Source organism: Aquitalea magnusonii (genome assembly GCF_002217795.2).
Classification (GTDB): domain Bacteria; phylum Pseudomonadota; class Gammaproteobacteria; order Burkholderiales; family Chromobacteriaceae; genus Aquitalea; species Aquitalea magnusonii_B.
In genome coordinates, this window is record NZ_AP018823.1 from 4,771,083 (window position 1) to 4,789,630 (window position 18,548).

Annotated in this window: 11 protein-coding genes, 2 tRNA genes and 2 rRNA genes; 8 read left to right on the forward strand and 7 right to left on the reverse strand. The window is 58.1% G+C overall.

The window, feature by feature from the left end:
• Positions 1-216, reverse strand: a complete 216-nt coding sequence (locus DLM_RS22545; protein WP_089083839.1) for a SlyX family protein — start codon at positions 214-216, stop codon at positions 1-3.
• A 155-nt stretch (positions 217-371) separates the two neighbouring features.
• Between DLM_RS22545 and DLM_RS22550 the strand changes: the two genes are divergently transcribed.
• Positions 372-665 carry a DUF2325 domain-containing protein gene (locus DLM_RS22550; RefSeq protein WP_089083856.1) on the forward strand — a complete coding sequence of 98 codons (294 nt, stop codon included), beginning with the start codon at positions 372-374 and terminating at the stop codon, positions 663-665.
• 3 nt (positions 666-668) lie between these two features.
• Here DLM_RS22550 and DLM_RS22555 read toward each other — a convergent pair whose 3' ends face one another.
• Together DLM_RS22555 and DLM_RS22560 are read right to left on the reverse strand one after the other, a co-directional pair.
• On the reverse strand, positions 669-1,418 hold the full coding sequence (locus DLM_RS22555) for an MgtC/SapB family protein (protein ID WP_089083838.1): 750 nt from the start codon (positions 1,416-1,418) through the stop codon (positions 669-671).
• 97 nt (positions 1,419-1,515) lie between these two features.
• Positions 1,516-2,403 (reverse strand): class I SAM-dependent methyltransferase, encoded by an 888-nt coding sequence (locus tag DLM_RS22560; RefSeq protein WP_231959943.1) that lies wholly within the window; start codon positions 2,401-2,403, stop codon positions 1,516-1,518.
• Positions 2,404-2,412: 9 nt separating this feature from the next.
• Here DLM_RS22560 and DLM_RS22565 point away from each other — a divergent pair, with 9 nt between their 5' ends.
• Positions 2,413-4,704 (forward strand): DNA internalization-related competence protein ComEC/Rec2, encoded by a 2,292-nt coding sequence (locus tag DLM_RS22565; RefSeq protein ID WP_089083837.1) that lies wholly within the window; start codon positions 2,413-2,415, stop codon positions 4,702-4,704.
• Here the strand turns inward: DLM_RS22565 and DLM_RS22570 are convergent.
• From DLM_RS22570 to DLM_RS22585, 4 genes are all read right to left on the reverse strand, one after another.
• The gene (locus DLM_RS22570) at positions 4,701-5,594 is read right to left on the reverse strand and encodes a response regulator (protein WP_089083836.1); all 894 of its coding nucleotides are present in this window, start codon (positions 5,592-5,594) and stop codon (positions 4,701-4,703) included. The genes DLM_RS22565 and DLM_RS22570 overlap by 4 nt on opposite strands.
• Positions 5,569-8,181: an ATP-binding protein gene (locus DLM_RS22575; protein ID WP_089083835.1), complete on the reverse strand. Its 2,613-nt coding sequence runs from the start codon at positions 8,179-8,181 to the stop codon at positions 5,569-5,571. Before DLM_RS22575 ends, DLM_RS22570 begins: the two co-directional genes overlap by 26 nt.
• Before the next feature lie 15 nt (positions 8,182-8,196).
• Positions 8,197-8,961, reverse strand: a complete 765-nt coding sequence (locus tag DLM_RS22580) for a ParA family protein (RefSeq protein ID WP_420000726.1) — start codon at positions 8,959-8,961, stop codon at positions 8,197-8,199.
• Positions 8,962-9,091: 130 nt separating this feature from the next.
• Positions 9,092-9,574, reverse strand: a complete 483-nt coding sequence (locus DLM_RS22585) for a surface-adhesin E family protein (protein WP_089083834.1) — start codon at positions 9,572-9,574, stop codon at positions 9,092-9,094.
• 400 nt (positions 9,575-9,974) lie between these two features.
• Here DLM_RS22585 and recQ point away from each other — a divergent pair, with 400 nt between their 5' ends.
• The 6 genes from recQ to DLM_RS22615 all read left to right on the forward strand — a co-directional run bounded on the left by recQ (position 9,975) and on the right by DLM_RS22615 (position 18,468).
• Complete coding sequence (recQ, locus tag DLM_RS22590) at positions 9,975-11,768, forward strand: DNA helicase RecQ (protein WP_089083833.1); 1,794 nt, start codon at positions 9,975-9,977, stop codon at positions 11,766-11,768.
• 72 nt (positions 11,769-11,840) lie between these two features.
• Positions 11,841-13,058 (forward strand): bifunctional glutamate N-acetyltransferase/amino-acid acetyltransferase ArgJ, encoded by a 1,218-nt coding sequence (gene argJ / locus DLM_RS22595; RefSeq protein WP_089083832.1) that lies wholly within the window; start codon positions 11,841-11,843, stop codon positions 13,056-13,058.
• 481 nt (positions 13,059-13,539) lie between these two features.
• A 16S ribosomal RNA gene (locus tag DLM_RS22600) occupies positions 13,540-15,075 on the forward strand.
• Positions 15,076-15,139: 64 nt separating this feature from the next.
• Positions 15,140-15,216, forward strand: a tRNA-Ile gene (locus tag DLM_RS22605).
• Positions 15,217-15,220: 4 nt separating this feature from the next.
• Positions 15,221-15,296 (forward strand) — tRNA-Ala (locus DLM_RS22610).
• A 285-nt stretch (positions 15,297-15,581) separates the two neighbouring features.
• A 23S ribosomal RNA gene (locus tag DLM_RS22615) occupies positions 15,582-18,468 on the forward strand.
• Together the 16S and 23S rRNA genes with 2 tRNA genes alongside form the textbook arrangement of a ribosomal RNA operon.
• Positions 18,469-18,548 lie beyond the last annotated feature (80 nt).

The window sequence follows — 18,548 nt, forward strand, 5'->3', positions numbered from 1 at the left end:
TCAGTAATGCGGCGGTATTTCGTCGCGCAGCGAGCCGCCGCTATTGCCGCTATCGGGCTGGGCGGCCTTGAATTGCTGATACACCAGGCGCAGTTGCTGTTGCAGCAAGTCGATTTGCTGTTGCTGGCGGGCAATGGTGCTGTTGAGGCTGTCGAGCAGGTCATCCTGGAAGGCGATTTTCACTTCCAGTTCAGTCAGGCGGTCTTCGGTATTCATGCGCGCATTCTACCTTGGCCGGCACATGGCCGGGGTGTCGGATGATTTGTTGTTATGGAATAAGAATTCCAGTTTTTATTATTTTCTGGAATCAAACGGCCCGGCTACAGTGCATCCATCATCCCGCCGCAGTGCGGCACTTGAGGAGAATGGACATGGATGCCTTGCTGATTGGTGGCGACAGCCTGGGACAGATTCCCGATGTGCTGGCACTGTATGATATTCGCATCGCGCGCCACATTACCGGCCGCAATACCCTGCACCAGCGCAAACTGCCGCTGCCCAAGAATACCCAGATGCTGATTCTGCTGACTGACTTTCTGGGCCATAACGCGATGCGGCATTATCGCGATACCGCAGCTGCGCGTGGCATTCCGGTGCTGGCCTGCCGTCGTTCGGCCACGGCAGTGGCAGAGCGCCTGCGCCATGATGGCTGGCAGCCCGCCTGAGGCTCAGTTGCGTGCCGGCTGTACGCTGAAGCTTTCGATTTCTTCCAGTTGCATGATGGCGCGTGACAAATCCACCACATTGATCAGGTGATGCTTGTTGATGGCCGATACCATGAAGCCCCAGTCGCTAATCTGTGCATCCACTTTCAGCGCAATACTGTCTTCATGCACGATGATGCCCAGGGTGCGCAGATTGCCGACCAGCTTTTCCACTGTCCACTGATGTTCGCGTAATACTGTCAGGTTGACGTACAGGCTGAAGCGGCGTGGCAGACGATTTTCCATCCAGTTGAGCAGGCGCATGCACCCCACGCACAGCAGGGTGACGGCGATGGCTGAGAGGTAAAAGCCCACGCCCACCAGAATGCCGATCACCGAGGACATCCACACCGATGCCGCCGAGGTCAGGCCGCTGATCGACATGCCTTCCTTCATGATCATGCCTGCACCGAGAAAACCCACGCCGGTGAGTACGCCCTGTGCCACCCGCGTCATATCGCCATGCATGATGTCAGCATGGATGCCGCCATACCAGAAGCCGGAATAGCCCACCATGCTGATGACCCCGGCGGAGGCCATGGAAACCAGCCCGTAGGTCCGCATGCCGGCGGCGCGCCCGTTGGACCAGCGCTCATAGCCCACCAGGCAGCCAAGTAACAGGCCGCCCAGCAGGTTGCAGGTAATCAGCAGGTTGACTTCCCATTTCTGTGCCGACCAGTACTGTTGCAGCAAATCAGCAAAAGTGGTGCTCATGGCGTGCTTTCTTGTTGGTGTTTCTGCTGGCCTTATAGTCAGGCTAGGCCGCAGATGCCTGCCTGACAAGACCGTTTGTCCGGCAAGGGGCGGCCGTTCAGGATGCGCTGTGCTGCGCGGGCAGGGCCTTGATGATGTAAAGGTCGAAGCGGGTGGATTTGCCATCCAGCACTGCCGACGGCTTGATGCCTTCGATGGCCGCGCCCAGCCGTGGCCGTTTTACCACCACCCGTACCTGGGCCGCGGCAATGGCGGCTGCCAGCAGGCGCGCGCTGTCCATGTCATCACCAATCACTTGCTGGAAGGCTTGCATGTCCTTCTTGGCGGCAGCGCTTTTCTTGTCGGTGTCGGGAAACATCGGGTCGACAAACACCACATCCGGTCGGTCTGCCTCGCCTAGCTGGGCCAGCCAGTCGGCCGAGTTGGCATGCACCAGTTGCATGCGCGCGGCGATGTCTGCGGTTTCCGGTACACGGGCAGCGCGTTCCAGCGCATCAAACAGCAAGGCGGCAGCCACTGGCGAGCGTTCCACCATGGTGACCTGGCAGCCCAGGCTGGCCAGCACAAAGCTGTCGCGGCCAAGACCGGCAGTGGCATCGACAATCCGCGGCAGATCCTTGGCACCTTTTAGTCCCACCGCCTTGGCCACCGGCTGGCCGCGGCCTCCGCCCTGTTCGCGGCGGTGGCGCGCCGCGCCTTCGACAAACTCGGCATACACTGCGCCGTGTTTGCCGGTGGTGACCAGTTCCAGCCGTTCGGCACCCAGTTCCAGCCAATAGCCTTCTTCCGGACGGCGTGTGAGCAGGGGGAGGGCAAAGCGATTGGCGAGCAGGGCTGCCTGATCGCGGCGAGCGCTCTCGGCGCAGAACAGCGCGGTAGTTGTCATGGGGCATGTTTCAATCATGCCGGCACGATACGGGATGTGGGGCAGGGCGGCAAGCGGCCTGTCCGAGTCGACATTGCCGTGCAAGGTGGCTGCAGGCATAAGAAGCAAATGCTGAAACTTGCCCTGTTTGTGGCCGGCATTGTTTGCTGTGCCTTTCTGCCCGTATTGCCTTCCCTGTGGAATCTTGCCGGTCTGTGCCTGCTGCTGTGGCTGGTGTCGCGGCTTGCTCCGGCCCCTGTGGCATGGCTGGCGGGCATGCTGTTGGCCTTCTTGCTCGGGCTTGGCTATGCCGATGCCCGTGCGCAATGGCGTCAGCGGCAAACCCTGCCGCCCGCGCTGTGGCAACAGCCGCTGACTGTGCAGGGGGTGGTGCGCGGTTTGCCGGTGGCAGGAGATTACGGCATGCGCATGCAGTTTGAAGTGGAGCAGGTGTTGACTCCGGCTGCGCAACTGCCCGCTCAGGTGCAGTTATCCCTGTTTGCCCGCAAGGGAGAAACCGCGCGTGATCTGTCCTGGCATGCCGGTGAGCGCTGGCAGTTGACGGCCCGCTTTCGCCCGGTGCAGTCCACGGCGAATCCGCATGGTTTTGATGCCGAGCAGTGGTATTGGTCGGAGGGCATTCTGGCCACCGGCACGGTGCAGCCCGGCGCGCAGCGGTTGGGTGAGGCCAATGATGTCCTGGCAAGGGTGGACCGTTTGCGCGAGAAGCTGGTGCTGCGTATCACTGCGGTACTGGGGTCGGTGCGTGCTGCCGGTCTGGTGGCCGGTCTGACCGTGGGGGCCCAGCAGCAAATCGGGCGTGCCGAATGGCAGAAGCTGGCAGCTACCGGTCTGACTCATGTGGTTTCGATTTCCGGCCTGCATATCACCATGGTGGCCGGCATGGTGGCAGGTTTGGTCGCCCTGTTCTTGCGCCGCTGGCCATTGCCCCGACTTGCGCCACGGCTGTGCATTGTCCTGTCCGGTGTAATGGCGGCGGCTGCGTATGCGGTGCTGGCCGGGTTTTCCGTGCCGACCCAGCGTACGCTCTACATGTTGTGCTGCATGGCGCTGATGCTGTTGTGGCGACGGGCCTGGGGGGCCTTGCATATCTGGTGGCTGGCCCTGGCGGTGGTGCTGCTGATCGATCCGTTCGCCGTACTCGCCCCAGGGCTGTGGCTGTCTTTTGGCCTGGTGGCGGCGCTGATGCTGTCTGCGCTGGGACTGCGGCGGCCTGCCGGAAAAGTCCGGCAGGCACTGCGTGGACAATGGGCGGCAACCGTGGCCTCACTGCTGCCCTTGCTGGCCATGTTTGGCAGCTTTCCGCTGGTGTCACCGCTGGCCAACGCACTGGGGATTCCCTTTGTCTCGATACTGTTGACGCCGGCCAGCCTGCTGGCGGTGGCATTGCCATGGGAGCAGCCCTTGCTGCTGGCCGGCTGGCTGGCGGAATGCTTCTATCGCGGCGTGGATTGGCTGGCGCAATGGCCGGTGTGGCAGGTGGCGGCATTGCCCTGGCCACTATTGTTGCTGGGGGGAATCGGCAGCCTCTGGTTGCTGGCGCCCGCCGGCATGCCCGGACGCTGGCTGGGGGGCTGCCTGCTGTTGCCGCTGCTGTTTTACCGGCCGGATGCGCCTGCGCCGGGAGAGGTCCATGTCCGTGTGCTGGATGTGGGGCAGGGCTTGTCGGTGCTGATCCAGACCCGGCAACACGCGCTGTTGTTCGATACCGGTGCGGCAGGTGGGGAGCGTTGGGTGTTGCCGCAGTTGCGCGGTTTTGGCATCGCGCAGTTGGATGTGTTGTTACTGTCGCATGACGACAAGGATCATGTGGCTGCTGCTGCCGACATCGTCGCCGCCATGCCGGTGCGACATGTATTGGCTGGACAGGCTGCCACGCTGCAGCAATATGGTTTGCGCGGCGAAATGTGCCGGCGTGGCCAAAGCTGGGTATGGGACGGCGTTCGCTTCGACGTGCTGTGGCCCCTGCCTGGCGCGCAACTGCCGGACGACAATAGCTATAGCTGTGTGCTGCGGGTGGCCAGCTGGCAGCAGGCCATTCTGATCAGCGGTGATGCACCGCGGGCAGTGGAGGAGGCGCTGGTGAGGGATTATGGCCGGCAGTTGCGCAGCAGTGTGCTGGTGGTGGGGCATCACGGCAGCCGGACATCCAGTTCCCCCTTGTGGCTGGAGACCGTGGCACCGCAGTGGTCGGTGTTGAGTGTGGGCTTTCTCAACCGCTACCGCCACCCGCAGCCCAGGGTGTTGGCCGCCTTGCAGGCAGAGAGCAAGGTGTTGCGCACCGATGCGGACGGCTTGCTTGGCATTCGCTTGGGCGCACAGCTATCGCTTGACTGTTACCGGATGCAGGCTGCGCGCTATTGGCGCAGTGCCGGTACCTGTGGGATGCCGGCAGACTAGGCTGTTTGCAGTACGCTGGCGACCACCCGGTTGCCATTGCCTTGGTATTCAACATTGTCGAAAGACAGTTTGCGCGCAATCAGGATGCCGCGGCCATGGCTGGCCAGCAGGCTGGCCGCCGGGCAGTCCTGATAGTTTTGCCAATCAAAGCCATCTCCCATGTCCTGGATGGTAAAGCGGCAGCAGGCGGGGTCGCGTTCAAAGAAAATGCGCACTTCACGTTGTCCCAGCACTGGATCGTGCTGGCGTCGCTCCAGCTCTTCTTCCCATCCGCCGTCGGATTGCAGGCGGGTTTTGTCGGCATAGCTGATGCCCAGGTTGCCGTGTTCGATGGCATTGACCATCAGTTCAAACAGGCCGGTGGCTACTTTTTCCGGCTGGGTGCAGGTGCGTGCCAGCAGCGCGGTGACAGTCTGGGCTTCCTTGAGCGTGCGCAGGCGGAATTCGGCCTGCTGCAAATGCGCCAGTGCGTCCAGATGCTGTTTGGCCAGTTCGCGGAATGCCTGGTGCCGGTCCCAGTGGCTTTGCGCTGCCTTGACTACCGCCAGCAGCATGTCGCGGGAAAAGGGTTTGGTCAGATAGTAAAAAGCACCGGCCTCCATGCCCTGCTGCACGCTGGCGGGGGAGCCGATGGCGGTTTGCATGATGACCGGCAGGAAGTTGAGTTCCGGTGTGTTCTTGATGCGCTTGAGCACATCAAAGCCATTCAGGCCGGGCATCATCTTGTCCAGCAACACCATGGACAGGGTGCAGCCCTGTTGCTGCAGGATCTGCCATGCCTGTTCGCCATTATCGGCGCATACGGTTTCGTAACCGGCCGTTTCCAGCAGCTCGGTCATCAGCTCCAGATTGAAGGGCTCGTCGTCAACGAGTAAAAGACGATGGGGCATGGGCGTCCTCGCTTGGGGTCCCGTGGTCGTGCCTGCGCGGCAGCAAGGCAGTGAAGACCGCGCCGCGTGGACTCAGGTTTTCGGCAAAAATCACTCCGTGATGGGCCTGGATGATTTCACGGCAGATGGCCAAACCCAGGCCGGTGCCGCCGGCACCGGTCTTGGTGCTGCTGCTCTGGATGAATTTGTCGAATATGGTTTCGATTTCATCCGCCGGGATGCCTGGTCCGGCATCTTCCACGCACAGCATGATCTGTTCTTGCAACTGGCTGTCCTGCTGCAGGCGCGCGGTTACGCGGATGACTTCGCCATCCGGGCTGAACTTGATGGCATTGGACAGCAGGTTGCGCATCACCTGGCCCAGCCGGAAGGGGTCGATGTCGGCGGTGAGTTTTTCCGGTGTGCTGTAAAGGTAGATCCGGATATTGCGGTTGCCGGCCAGCGGCGTCATCTCATCGCAGGCTTCACGCAGGCAGTGGGTGAGATCGTAATGGCCAAAATGGTAGTCCATCTTGCCCACTTCCATCTTGGCCAGGTCCAGCAGATCGTTCAGCAATTGCAGCAGGCGGTTGCCGCTGCTGTGGATGCGCTGGAAGTATTGCGCCAGCTTGTCATCCTGCAGTTGGCGCGAACGTGCTTCGCCGATTTCGGTAAAGCCCAGGATGGCGTGCATCGGTGTGCGCAGTTCGTGCGACATATTGGCCAGGAATTCGGTCTTGGCGCGGCTGTTTTCCTCGGCCAGGGTTTTGGCCTGGCGCAGCGCATCTTCCATTTCCCGCTGGGCGGAGAAGTCCTGGTACAGCCAGATGGTGCCCAGCTTGGGTACCGAAGGGTTGACTGCCCGGCCAAACATGCGGCACCAGATCACCTTGCCGGTGCCGGTGCGCAGCTTCACTTCCGATTGCACCACCTTGCCGTCGTTGAGCAGGTTGTACAGCGCACGGCCGGTGCGTTCCCATTGTTCCTGGCTTTCGAAATAGGGCAGGGTGGTTTGGCCGATCACCTCGTCTTCCTTGCGTTCGAACAGATCAAGAAAGGCAGCGTTCACCCGGCGCAGATGGCGGTCGACAATATAGGCCATGGCCATGGGGCTGGCTTCCAGCAGGGCGGCCAGTTGGCGGCTTTGTACTTCCACCTGCTCGGCCAGGCTGTTTTTCAGCCGGATCAGGGCGGCCTCCTGCTCCTTGCGCAGGCTGATGTCGCGGCACACCGCCACGTAGAAGGAGTCATCCGGCACTTCAACCCGGCTGAGCGACAGCTCCACCGGCATCTGCCGGTTGTCGCTGCACAGCAGGTGGGCTTCGAAGGGACGTCCTTCCCGTGCTGCGGCAATGGCTTCGAAGCTGATGCTGGGGTTGAGGCTGTAAAGCTCGGTCAACAGTGAGCCAACCGGCAGGTGCTCGATGGATTCGGCGCTCTGGCCGATCAACTTGGCGGCTGCCGGGTTGACATGGGTGATCAGGCCGTTGCGGTTGATCAGGATGATGGCATCCGAGCTGGCCTGCAGGATGGCGCGCTGGCGGGCTTCGCTTTCTGCCAACGCCTGTTCGGAGTGGGTGCGGTCGTTGATCTGCTCACGCAGGGTGCGATTGTTCAGTTCCAGTTGCTGGTGCTGGCGGCGCAGCAGGATGCGCAATTCGCGGTTATGGGTGATCTGGCGTTGCTGGAGGATCAGCAACAGGCACATGATGATGGCCGATGCGGCCAGAATGCCGTAGCCCTGCATGCTCAGCGCCGGCTGGTCTTCTTCCAGCGGGTAGGCACCAAACAGCAAGTCATAGCCACCGATATTGCGTCGTGTGGTAAGAAGTGGATTCCCCGATGGCAGGGCCTGCGATGGCAGTGAGTCCAGGCTGGGGCGATCCGGCGCTTCCTGATTCCACACCACCAGGCGGACATGCTGCAGTGGATTGGGCTGGTCGGTATTGCTCTGGCTGCTTTGCAGCAGCAGGTCGCTGCGCAGGTTCACCAGCAGCATGTGGCCGTCATCGCCCAGGTTGGCCATGATGTCCAGCCGCGGCAGGGTGCCTGGGGTCAGGGTGTTGAACATCAGCATGGGCTGGTTACGGTTGCGCGCCTGATCCATCTTGCGTCTGGCATTGTCCAGGCCGCCCAGGTCCATGCCTTGCGGCAGGGCATTGCCATCGTCCGGCAGATAGCTTTCCACCGGGTAGTACATCGGTTGCTGCGGACTGGGGACCAGGTGGCGGTCCTTCAGGGTGCGTATGCTGTTGGCAATATTGGCTTCGAATGCGGCGCGCTGCTCCGGGCCAATGCGCCGTACGATGCCGATGCCGCCAAAGCGGCTTTCTTCCTTCAGCACCGTGGGGGCCAGTTCACTCAGATTGGCCGCAGTGCCGGTGCTGTGCCGCTGACGGACCAGACTTTGGGCCAGCAGATCGGTGCGGTCGAGCATTTCCTGCAGCCGGGTGGCCAAAAGCTCGGTTCCCAGTTCCCCCCAGTGCTGCAGCTTTTCCTGTTCGCGTACCTGATCATTGTCCAGCAGCAGCGCATATTCGGCTGACAGCAGGACAATGGTCAGAAGGGCACCCAGCAGCAGGGAGGTGAGGCGGTTCAGGCTCGACATGATTTCCTGCCGGCGTCAGGCCAGCGTGTCGTACAGCGCAGCAAACTCAAGCGACAGCTTGTGTCTGGGGTCAAGATAAATCATCGGCTTGGCCACATCGTGCGATTCACGGATCTTGACCGAGGCAGACAGCGGCGGGTCCAGCACGGGCAGGCCTTCGGCACGCAACTCTGCCACCAGGCGTGCCGGCAGGCTGGCGCGCGGCTGGAACTGGTTGACCACGATGCCCTCCACCCGCAGGTCTGGATTGTGATCGGCACGGATCTCTTCTACGCTGGCGAGCAGGTTGTACAGTGCCTGACGCGAAAATGCATCGCAGTCGAAAGGAATCAGGCAGCGGTCAGCCGCGATCAGTGCGGAGCGGGTAAAGAAGTTGAGTGCCGGCGGGGTGTCGATCCAGATTTCATCAAATTCCCCGGCCACCTGGTCCAGCGCCTCTTTAAGCTTGAACATCTTGTAGCGGCTCTCCAGCTTGACCATCAGCTCGCTCAGTTCCGCATGGGATGCCAGCAATTGCAGTGCATCAAACGGCGTTGCGCTGACAAATTCCGGCAGCTCTTTGCTGTACATACTGATATTCAACATCTGACCAAAAAAACCGGCAGCGGATTTTTCCGCCGTATGGCTTGTGGTACCGGTCAGGTAGTGGCTGGCATTGCCCTGTGCGTCCAGGTCTATCAGCAATACCTTCTTGCCCTGCCGGGCTGCCACGGCAGCCAGATTGGCGGTAATGGTGGACTTGCCTACCCCACCTTTCTGATTGAATACCACACGGCGGATGGCGTGCATGGAATCTCCCTTTGGCAACACGATGAATACAGGCTGATGGATGGTGCTGGCTGCCATGTGCAATGCCCGGCAAGCTGGTGTTCAGGTCGGATGCGCAGTCTGCAGCGGCATCCGGAATATATCAGAAGCCGGCCAGGCCCTTGCATACGTATTGCATTTGCTGATAGCTGGCAGAGTTTTGCGTGACCGGCATGGCTTTTATCTGACTGTCATTGTATGTGTAACTGGCAATCTGGCGACCATTTTCGTCAAACAGCACCATGCTGGTCAGGCGGAAGGTGCGCGCAGAGCAGTCAATCAGCCAGCTATTGATCGATGTCTTGTGCCGTGGCGTGGACAGGAAGTTTTCTTTTCTCAGATTGAAGATGGTCTTGCGGTCGCGGAACGTCACGATATTGCCTTGCGGCTTGATCGACAGCTTGTCCAGCTCGTTCAGGATATTGCCATTGGGCGAAACCCCCAGATTTTCCCAGTCGGCATTGGCCTGTGATGGCAGGGGCAGAGGCTGGGTTTTTTGCCTGGAGGGGAAAGTCTGGGGAGGAACGGTGGTGCAGGCAGCCAGCAGGCTGCCACAAGCTGCCAGGGCGAGCAGACGATAAAACATGCTTGATCTCCGGTGTGATGCGCACAGTTTCGCATAGGCCGCAGCATGGGGGAAATTGTGCTGGCAATGCCGGCAAGCCCGCCACGCTGTCGTGGCGCTGGATGAGGGTGGGGTAAGGGTGCTGCGCCGGCCTGTGTTGACGGTATTTTCAGGTAAAAGTTTAAGTGATGTCTTCTTGTTTAAAGGAACTTTCCTTGTCTGAGCTTAGTCTGTTGGTGACGAGAGCATCTTTCTCTTCGTTTCACATTGTCTCCATCCAAACTTGATGCCGCCCCTTTCGGGCGGCTTTTTTTTGTACGCTGTCGCTTTGCCGTACAATAGCCAGCTTCCCATGACTTCAAACAGGTTGTCGGCCTTGTCCTGACCGGATTATCTGGCACAGGCTTGGTGCTTACCCCGCATGCAGGACGCACTCACCTTACTTGGCAATATCTTTGGCTATCCGGCCTTTCGTGGTCAGCAGGCGCAAATCGTGCAGCACATTGTGGATGGCGGTCATGCGTTGGTGTTGATGCCCACCGGTGGCGGCAAGAGCCTGTGCTACCAGATTCCCGCGCTGATGCGCCCGGGACTGGCCATTGTGGTGTCGCCCCTGATCGCCCTGATGCAGGACCAGGTTGCCGCGCTAACAGAAGTTGGCGTGGCCGCCGCCTGTCTGAACTCGGCCACTGCGCCGGACGATGCCCGTGATATTGCAAGGCGTGCCCGCGATGGTTCCTTGAAGTTGTTATATGTTGCGCCAGAGCGTTTGCTGACCCCGCGCTTTCTGGATTTTCTGGCGCAGCTGGACATTTCCCTGTTTGCCATCGATGAAGCGCATTGTGTCAGCCAGTGGGGGCACGACTTCCGCCCGGAATACCAGCAGCTGGGCATGCTGGCCGACCAATACCCGCAAGTGCCGCGTATTGCGCTCACCGCGACCGCCGACCCGCAAACCCGTGAAGACATCCTGCATTACCTCAAGCTGGGGGATGCACAGGTGTTCCTGTCCAGTTTTGATCGGCCCAACCTGTTTTATCAGGTGGTGGAAAAGCACAATGCCAAAAAGCAGTTGCTCGACTTCATCAATAATGAATATCCGGGTGCTTCCGGCATTGTGTACTGCCTGTCGCGCAAGCGGGTGGAAGAGACCGCCGAGTGGCTGAGCCAGAACGGCATTCCGGCCTTGCCCTACCACGCCGGCCTCAGTCATGAAGTGCGCGAACGGCACCAGCGCGAATTCCTGCGCGAAGAGGGCATTGTCATGGCGGCCACCGTGGCTTTCGGCATGGGCATCGACAAGCCGGACGTACGCTTTGTCGCCCATATCGACCTGCCCAAGAGCCCGGAAAATTTTTATCAGGAATCCGGCCGCGCCGGGCGCGATGGCCTGCCGGCCTCCAGTTGGCTGTGTTACGGGCTGAACGATATGGTGCAGCTCAACCAGATGATTCAGGGCTCGGAAATGGCCGAGCTGCAAAAGCAGGTGGAACTGTCCAAGCTGGATGCCATGCTGGCCTTCTGCGAAACCGCCAGTTGCCGCCGCCAGCAAATCCTCAGCCACTTTGGCGAAGCCAGCCAGCCCTGCGGTCATTGCGACAATTGCCTGAATCCCCCTATCACTTTTGATGCCACCGTACCGGTGCAGAAGCTACTGTCCTGTATCTATAGGGTGGAGCAGCGTTTTGCTGCCAATCATGTGGTGGATGTGCTGCTGGGGCGCAGCAACCAGTCGGTCCTCAGTTTCGGGCATGACAAGCTGTCCACCTTCGGCATCGGGCGCGACTACAACCAGCGCGCCTGGCGTTCGCTCATCCGCCAGTTGGTGGCGCGCAAGATCCTGCAAGTGGACATCGCCCGCGGCCAGTCGCTGGTGTTGACCGATGCCTGCCGCCCCTTGCTCAAGGGGCAGGAGAAAATCTATCTGCGGCCGCTGGCGGAAGACAGCAAGGCGCGCAGCGTCAATACCGACCGCTGGTTGCGTACCGAACGCGAGGAGCGACTGTGGCAGGCCTTGCGTCGCTGGCGCCGTCAGACTGCGGATGAACACAACGTCCCGGCCTATGCGGTGTTTTCTGACCGTACCTTGCGCGACATCGTCGAGCGTCGGCCACAAAGCCTGCGCGAGCTGGGCAAGGTATATGGCCTGGGCGAACTGAAGCTGGCGCGCTATGGCGATGCATTGCAACAAATCCTCGATAGCCAGCAGGACTGATTCCGTTACAATCTAGCCACACAACATACAAGCAACAGGCACGTGTCAGCGTGCCGGCATGGAGAATTCATCATGGCAGTCAACCTGACTCCGGTTAGCGCCGATCAACTGGCCATCATTGATGGCATCGAACTGAGCGTGGCAGAAGCCGGCATCAAAAAAGCCAACCGCAAGGATGTGCTGGTGGTGCGCATCGACAAGGGCAATACCGTTGCCGGCGTGTTCACGCAAAACCGCTTCTGCGCCGCCCCGGTGCAAATCAGCAAGAATCATCTGGATGCCGGCGTGCAAATCCGCGCGCTGGTGGTGAATACCGGTAATGCCAATGCCGGTACCGGAGAAGATGGCCGTCAACGCGCACTGTCGGTCTGTCAGGCACTGGCCGGCGAACTGGACTGCGCAGTTGAACAAATCCTGCCGTTCTCCACTGGCGTCATCCTGGAGCCGCTGCCTGCCGACAAGATCATCCAGGCACTGCCGACCCGTCGCCCGGCCAACTGGGCCGAGGCTGCCGAAGCCATCATGACCACCGATACCGCGCCCAAGGCCACCAGCCGTACGCTGGAAATCGATGGTCAGAAAGTCAGCATCACCGGCATCGCCAAGGGTGCCGGCATGATTCACCCGAACATGGCCACCATGCTGGGCTTTGTCGCCACCGATGCGCCAGTAACCCGTCCGGTACTGGAGCAACTGGTCAAGGAAGTGGCCGACCTCTCCTTTAACTGCATCTCGGTCGATGGCGATACCTCCACCAACGACAGCTTCATCCTGGTGTCCACTGGCAAGAGCGCCGCACCGCGTATCGACTCGGTCAACCACCCGGCTTACGCCGTCCTCAAGGCAGCGCTGGTCGATGTGGCCACTGAGCTGGCTCAGGCCATCATCCGCGACGGTGAAGGTGCCACCAAGTTCATCAGCGTCAAGGTGGAAGGCGGTCGTTCCGTGGCTGAATGCAAGGACGTGGCCTACGCCATCGCCCGCTCGCCGCTGGTCAAGACTGCCTTCTTCGCCTCCGACCCGAATCTGGGACGTTTGCTGTGCGCCATTGGTTATGCTGGCGTCAGCGATCTGGATGTCGATCGCCTCTCCCTGTATCTGGATGATGTACTGGTGGCCTGCAATGGCGGTCGCAACCCGGAATACAAGGAAGAAGATGGTCAGCGTGTGATGAGCCAGAGCGAAATCACCGTTCGCGTGGTACTGGGGCGTGGCGCGGCCCAGGCCACGGTCTGGACCTGCGACTTCTCTTATGATTATGTGAAAATCAATGCCGACTACCGTAGCTGATACAGCTATCTAGTCGTCCCTGATGCAAAAAGCCCGGCGCGCAGCCGGGCTTTTTGCTGCCTGTGCTTGTATCTATTCCAGCACCGAAACCAGCTTTTTGCGCCAGTTTCCCCCGTGGGGCAGCGTCAGGATGGAGGCCAGTGCGCCGCTGCCTGTGCGCCCGCAGCAAAACAGCCATGAAACCCGTATTTCATAAAGTATTACCGTTCAGTGACTTAGCGGTCTGCGGGACGGAATTTTGGCAAATCCTGCAGATTTCTTCGCACAAAGTGTTGACGAGGGTGGGGCAGGGCGGTATAGTTCGCCTCCTCAGCAGACAACGCAGCGACGGAAACGAAACGCAGCGACCTGCACCGCTCTTTAAAAAACAGAATAACCGATAGGTGTGAGTGCTTGGCGAAAGCCAAATACTTGCACTGCAAGACAAGAAATACTTGTTATTTTCTTTGATCTTGCGTGCCAGAAAATTTGCTATGAGATTGAACTGAAGAGTTTGATCCTGGCTCAGATTGAACGCTGGCGGCATGCTTTACACATGCAAGTCGAACGGTAACAGGGAGCTTGCTCCGCTGACGAGTGGCGAACGGGTGAGTAATGCGTCGGAACGTGCCGAGTAGTGGGGGATAACTATCCGAAAGGATAGCTAATACCGCATACGCTTTGAGAAGGAAAGCAGGGGATCGCAAGACCTTGCGCTATTTGAGCGGCCGACGTCTGATTAGCTAGTTGGTGAGGTAAAGGCTCACCAAGGCATCGATCAGTAGCGGGTCTGAGAGGATGATCCGCCACACTGGGACTGAGACACGGCCCAGACTCCTACGGGAGGCAGCAGTGGGGAATTTTGGACAATGGGCGCAAGCCTGATCCAGCCATGCCGCGTGTCTGAAGAAGGCCTTCGGGTTGTAAAGGACTTTTGTCAGGGAGGAAATTCCTAGCGCTAATATCGCTGGGGGATGACAGTACCTGAAGAATAAGCACCGGCTAACTACGTGCCAGCAGCCGCGGTAATACGTAGGGTGCAAGCGTTAATCGGAATTACTGGGCGTAAAGCGTGCGCAGGCGGTTGTGTAAGTCTGATGTGAAAGCCCCGGGCTTAACCTGGGAACTGCATTGGAGACTGCACAGCTAGAGTGCGTCAGAGGGGGGTAGAATTCCGCGTGTAGCAGTGAAATGCGTAGAGATGCGGAGGAATACCGATGGCGAAGGCAGCCCCCTGGGATGACACTGACGCTCATGCACGAAAGCGTGGGGAGCAAACAGGATTAGATACCCTGGTAGTCCACGCCCTAAACGATGTCAACTAGCTGTTGGGGGTTTGAATCCTTGGTAGCGTAGCTAACGCGAGAAGTTGACCGCCTGGGGAGTACGGCCGCAAGGTTAAAACTCAAAGGAATTGACGGGGACCCGCACAAGCGGTGGATGATGTGGATTAATTCGATGCAACGCGAAAAACCTTACCTGGTCTTGACATGTACAGAACTTTCCAGAGATGGATTGGTGCCCGAAAGGGAGCTGTAACACAGGTGCTGCATGGCTGTCGTCAGCTCGTGTCGTGAGATGTTGGGTTAAGTCCCGCAACGAGCGCAACCCTTGCCATTAGTTGCTACCATTTAGTTGAGCACTCTAATGGGACTGCCGGTGACAAACCGGAGGAAGGTGGGGATGACGTCAAGTCCTCATGGCCCTTATGACCAGGGCTTCACACGTCATACAATGGTCGGTACAGAGGGTAGCCAAGCCGCGAGGTGGAGCCAATCTCATAAAACCGATCGTAGTCCGGATCGCACTCTGCAACTCGAGTGCGTGAAGTCGGAATCGCTAGTAATCGCAGATCAGCATGCTGCGGTGAATACGTTCCCGGGTCTTGTACACACCGCCCGTCACACCATGGGAGTGAGTTTCACCAGAAGTGGGTAGGCTAACCGTAAGGAGGCCGCTTACCACGGTGGGATTCATGACTGGGGTGAAGTCGTAACAAGGTAGCCGTAGGGGAACCTGCGGCTGGATCACCTCCTTTCTAGAGAAGGCGATCGTCAAGTATTCACAGCCTATCGGTTATTCGAGATTTTAAGGGTTTGACTGGGTTTGTAGCTCAGCTGGTTAGAGCACTGTGTTGATAACGCAGGGGTCGAAGGTTCGAGTCCTTCCAGACCCACCAGTTTGGGGGATTAGCTCAGTTGGGAGAGCACCTGCTTTGCAAGCAGGGGGTCGTCGGTTCGATCCCGTCATCCTCCACCACCTCAACTCAAACAAAAACGCATCTGGAAACGTTGTTTCCGGGTATCTTTTTGTTTGCGTTGAATTGACCGCAAGGTCGAACGCCCGATCTTTAACAAACTGAAGAAGCCGAATTAATTAGACGGCGAAATGAAATGCATGAAGTTAACTCTGCATGCAGGACAAATCGTCATCTTGGGAATTTGATTGTATCTAATGTCATGTCGCCATCACAAAAGGGGCGGTGTGACATGTCGCACAAACACAATCCTGTCGGATTGGTAACTCAGGTTACTGAAATGATAGGGTCAAGCGACTAAGTGCATCTGGTGGATGCCTTGGCGATCACAGGCGATGAAGGACGTGTAAGCCTGCGAAAAGCGCGGGGGAGCTGGCAATAGAGCTTTGATCCCGCGATATCCGAATGGGGAAACCCACCCGCAAGGGTATCCCAGACTGAATACATAGGTCTGTGGAAGCGAACCGAGTGAACTGAAACATCTAAGTAACTCGAGGAAAAGAAATCAACCGAGATTCCGTCAGTAGTGGCGAGCGAACGCGGAATAGCCTGTATGTGATAGAGATTGAGATAGTGGAAGGACCTGGAAATGTCCGCCATAGTGGGTGATAGCCCCGTACACGAAATTTCATTCTTGGTACTGAGCATACGAAAAGTAGGGCGGGACACGCGAAATCCTGTCTGAAGATGGGGGGACCATCCTCCAAGGCTAAATACTCGTGATCGACCGATAGTGAACCAGTACCGTGAGGGAAAGGCGAAAAGAACCCCGGGAGGGGAGTGAAATAGAACCTGAAACCGGATGCATACAAACAGTGGGAGCCTCGCAAGGGGTGACTGCGTACCTTTTGTATAATGGGTCAGCGACTTACGTTCAGTAGCAAGCTTAACCGCATAGGGGAGGCGTAGGGAAACCGAGTCCGAATAGGGCGCTTTAGTTGCTGGGCGTAGACCCGAAACCGAGTGATCTATCCATGGCCAGGATGAAGGTGCGGTAACACGCACTGGAGGTCCGAACCCACTAGTGTTGCAAAACTAGGGGATGAGCTGTGGATAGGGGTGAAAGGCTAAACAAACTCGGAGATAGCTGGTTCTCCCCGAAAACTATTTAGGTAGTGCCTCATGTATCACTTCCGGGGGTAAAGCACTGTTATGGCTAGGGGGTCATTGCGATTTACCAAACCATGGCAAACTCTGAATACCGGAAAGTGCGAGCATGGGAGACAGACGGTGGGTGCTAACGTCCATCGTCAAGAGGGAAACAACCCAGACCGCCAGCTAAGGTCCCAAATGATCAGTTAAGTGGTAAACGAAGTGGGAAGGCCCAGACAGCCAGGATGTTGGCTTAGAAGCAGCCATCATTTAAAGAAAGCGTAATAGCTCACTGGTCGAGTCGTCCTGCGCGGAAGATGTAACGGGGCTCAAACTGATAACCGAAGCTGCGGATTTGCACGTAAGTGCAGATGGTAGGGGAGCGTTCTGTAGGTCTGTGAAGGTGTCTCGTAAGGGATGCTGGAGATATCAGAAGTGCGAATGCTGACATGAGTAGCGATAAAGCGGGTGAAAAGCCCGCTCGCCGAAAGCCCAAGGTTTCCTACGCAACGTTCATCGGCGTAGGGTGAGTCGGCCCCTAAGGCGAGGCTGAAAAGCGTAGTCGATGGGAAACGGGTTAAAATTCCCGTACTTTTGTGTAGTGCGATGTGGGGACGGAGAAGGTTAGGTCAGCGGCCTGTTGGAATAGGTCGTTCAAGCCGGTAGGCGTGAAGGGTAGGCAAATCCGCCCTTCTTTAACGCCGAGAAGTGATAACGAGGGTCTACGGACCTGAAGTGACTGATACCACGCTTCCAGGAAAAGCCACTAAGCTTCAGCTACACAAGAACCGTACCGCAAACCGACACAGGTGGGCAGGATGAGAATTCTAAGGCGCTTGAGAGAACTCAGGAGAAGGAACTCGGCAAATTGATACCGTAACTTCGGGAGAAGGTATGCCTGTTGTGGTGAACACCCTGCGGTGGGAGCTACGACAGGTCGCAGAGAATCGGTGGCTGCGACTGTTTATCAAAAACACAGCACTGTGCCAACACGAAAGTGGACGTATACGGTGTGACGCCTGCCCGGTGCTGGAAGGTTAAGTGATGGGGTGCAAGCTCTTGATCGAAGCCCCAGTAAACGGCGGCCGTAACTATAACGGTCCTAAGGTAGCGAAATTCCTTGTCGGGTAAGTTCCGACCCGCACGAATGGCGTAACGATGGCCACACTGTCTCCTCCTGAGACTCAGCGAAGTTGAAGTGTTTGTGAAGATGCAATCTCCCCGCTGCTAGACGGAAAGACCCCGTGAACCTTTACTGTAGCTTTGCATTGGACTTTGAAGTGGTTTGTGTAGGATAGGTGGGAGGCTTTGAAGCAGGGACGCTAGTTCCTGTGGAGCCGACCTTGAAATACCACCCTGACCCCTTTGAGGTTCTAACCTTGGTCCGTTATCCGGATCGGGGACAGTGCATGGTAGGCAGTTTGACTGGGGCGGTCTCCTCCCAAAGTGTAACGGAGGAGTTCGAAGGTTACCTAGGTACGGTCGGAAATCGTGCTGATAGTGCAATGGCAAAAGGTAGCTTAACTGCGAGACCGACAAGTCGAGCAGGTGCGAAAGCAGGACATAGTGATCCGGTGGTTCTGAATGGAAGGGCCATCGCTCAACGGATAAAAGGTACTCCGGGGATAACAGGCTGATACCGCCCAAGAGTTCACATCGACGGCGGTGTTTGGCACCTCGATGTCGGCTCATCACATCCTGGGGCTGTAGCCGGTCCCAAGGGTATGGCTGTTCGCCATTTAAAGTGGTACGTGAGCTGGGTTCAAAACGTCGTGAGACAGTTTGGTCCCTATCTGCAGTGGGCGTTGGAAGTTTGACGGGGGCTGCTCCTAGTACGAGAGGACCGGAGTGGACGAACCTCTGGTGTACCGGTTGTCACGCCAGTGGCATTGCCGGGTAGCTAAGTTCGGAAGAGATAAGCGCTGAAAGCATCTAAGCGCGAAACTCGCCTGAAGATGAGACTTCCCTGAGGGCTAGACCCTCCTGAAGAGTCGTTCGAGACCAGGACGTTGATAGGTCGGGTGTGGAAGCGCTGTGAGGCGTTAAGCTAACCGATACTAATTGCTCGTGAGGCTTGATCCTATCATTTGAGTGGCTTGGGAAACCGAGACCGGATGGATAGTGAATGTGCGACGCGATCAAAGATCCAAGATAAGATACCT

Bases quoted from the DNA above. Each gene is read 5' to 3' on its own strand.
- DLM_RS22545 (WP_089083839.1), bottom strand. From the start codon at position 216: ATGAATACCGAAGACCGCCTGACTGAACTGGAAGTGAAAATCGCCTTC.
- DLM_RS22550 (WP_089083856.1), top strand. From the start codon at position 372: ATGGATGCCTTGCTGATTGGTGGCGACAGCCTGGGACAGATTCCCGAT.
- DLM_RS22555 (WP_089083838.1), bottom strand. From the start codon at position 1,418: ATGAGCACCACTTTTGCTGATTTGCTGCAACAGTACTGGTCGGCACAG.
- DLM_RS22560 (WP_231959943.1), bottom strand. From the start codon at position 2,403: ATGCCTGCAGCCACCTTGCACGGCAATGTCGACTCGGACAGGCCGCTT.
- DLM_RS22565 (WP_089083837.1), top strand. From the start codon at position 2,413: ATGCTGAAACTTGCCCTGTTTGTGGCCGGCATTGTTTGCTGTGCCTTT.
- DLM_RS22570 (WP_089083836.1), bottom strand. From the start codon at position 5,594: ATGCCCCATCGTCTTTTACTCGTTGACGACGAGCCCTTCAATCTGGAG.
- DLM_RS22575 (WP_089083835.1), bottom strand. From the start codon at position 8,181: ATGTCGAGCCTGAACCGCCTCACCTCCCTGCTGCTGGGTGCCCTTCTG.
- DLM_RS22585 (WP_089083834.1), bottom strand. From the start codon at position 9,574: ATGTTTTATCGTCTGCTCGCCCTGGCAGCTTGTGGCAGCCTGCTGGCT.
- recQ (WP_089083833.1), top strand. From the start codon at position 9,975: ATGCAGGACGCACTCACCTTACTTGGCAATATCTTTGGCTATCCGGCC.
- argJ (WP_089083832.1), top strand. From the start codon at position 11,841: ATGGCAGTCAACCTGACTCCGGTTAGCGCCGATCAACTGGCCATCATT.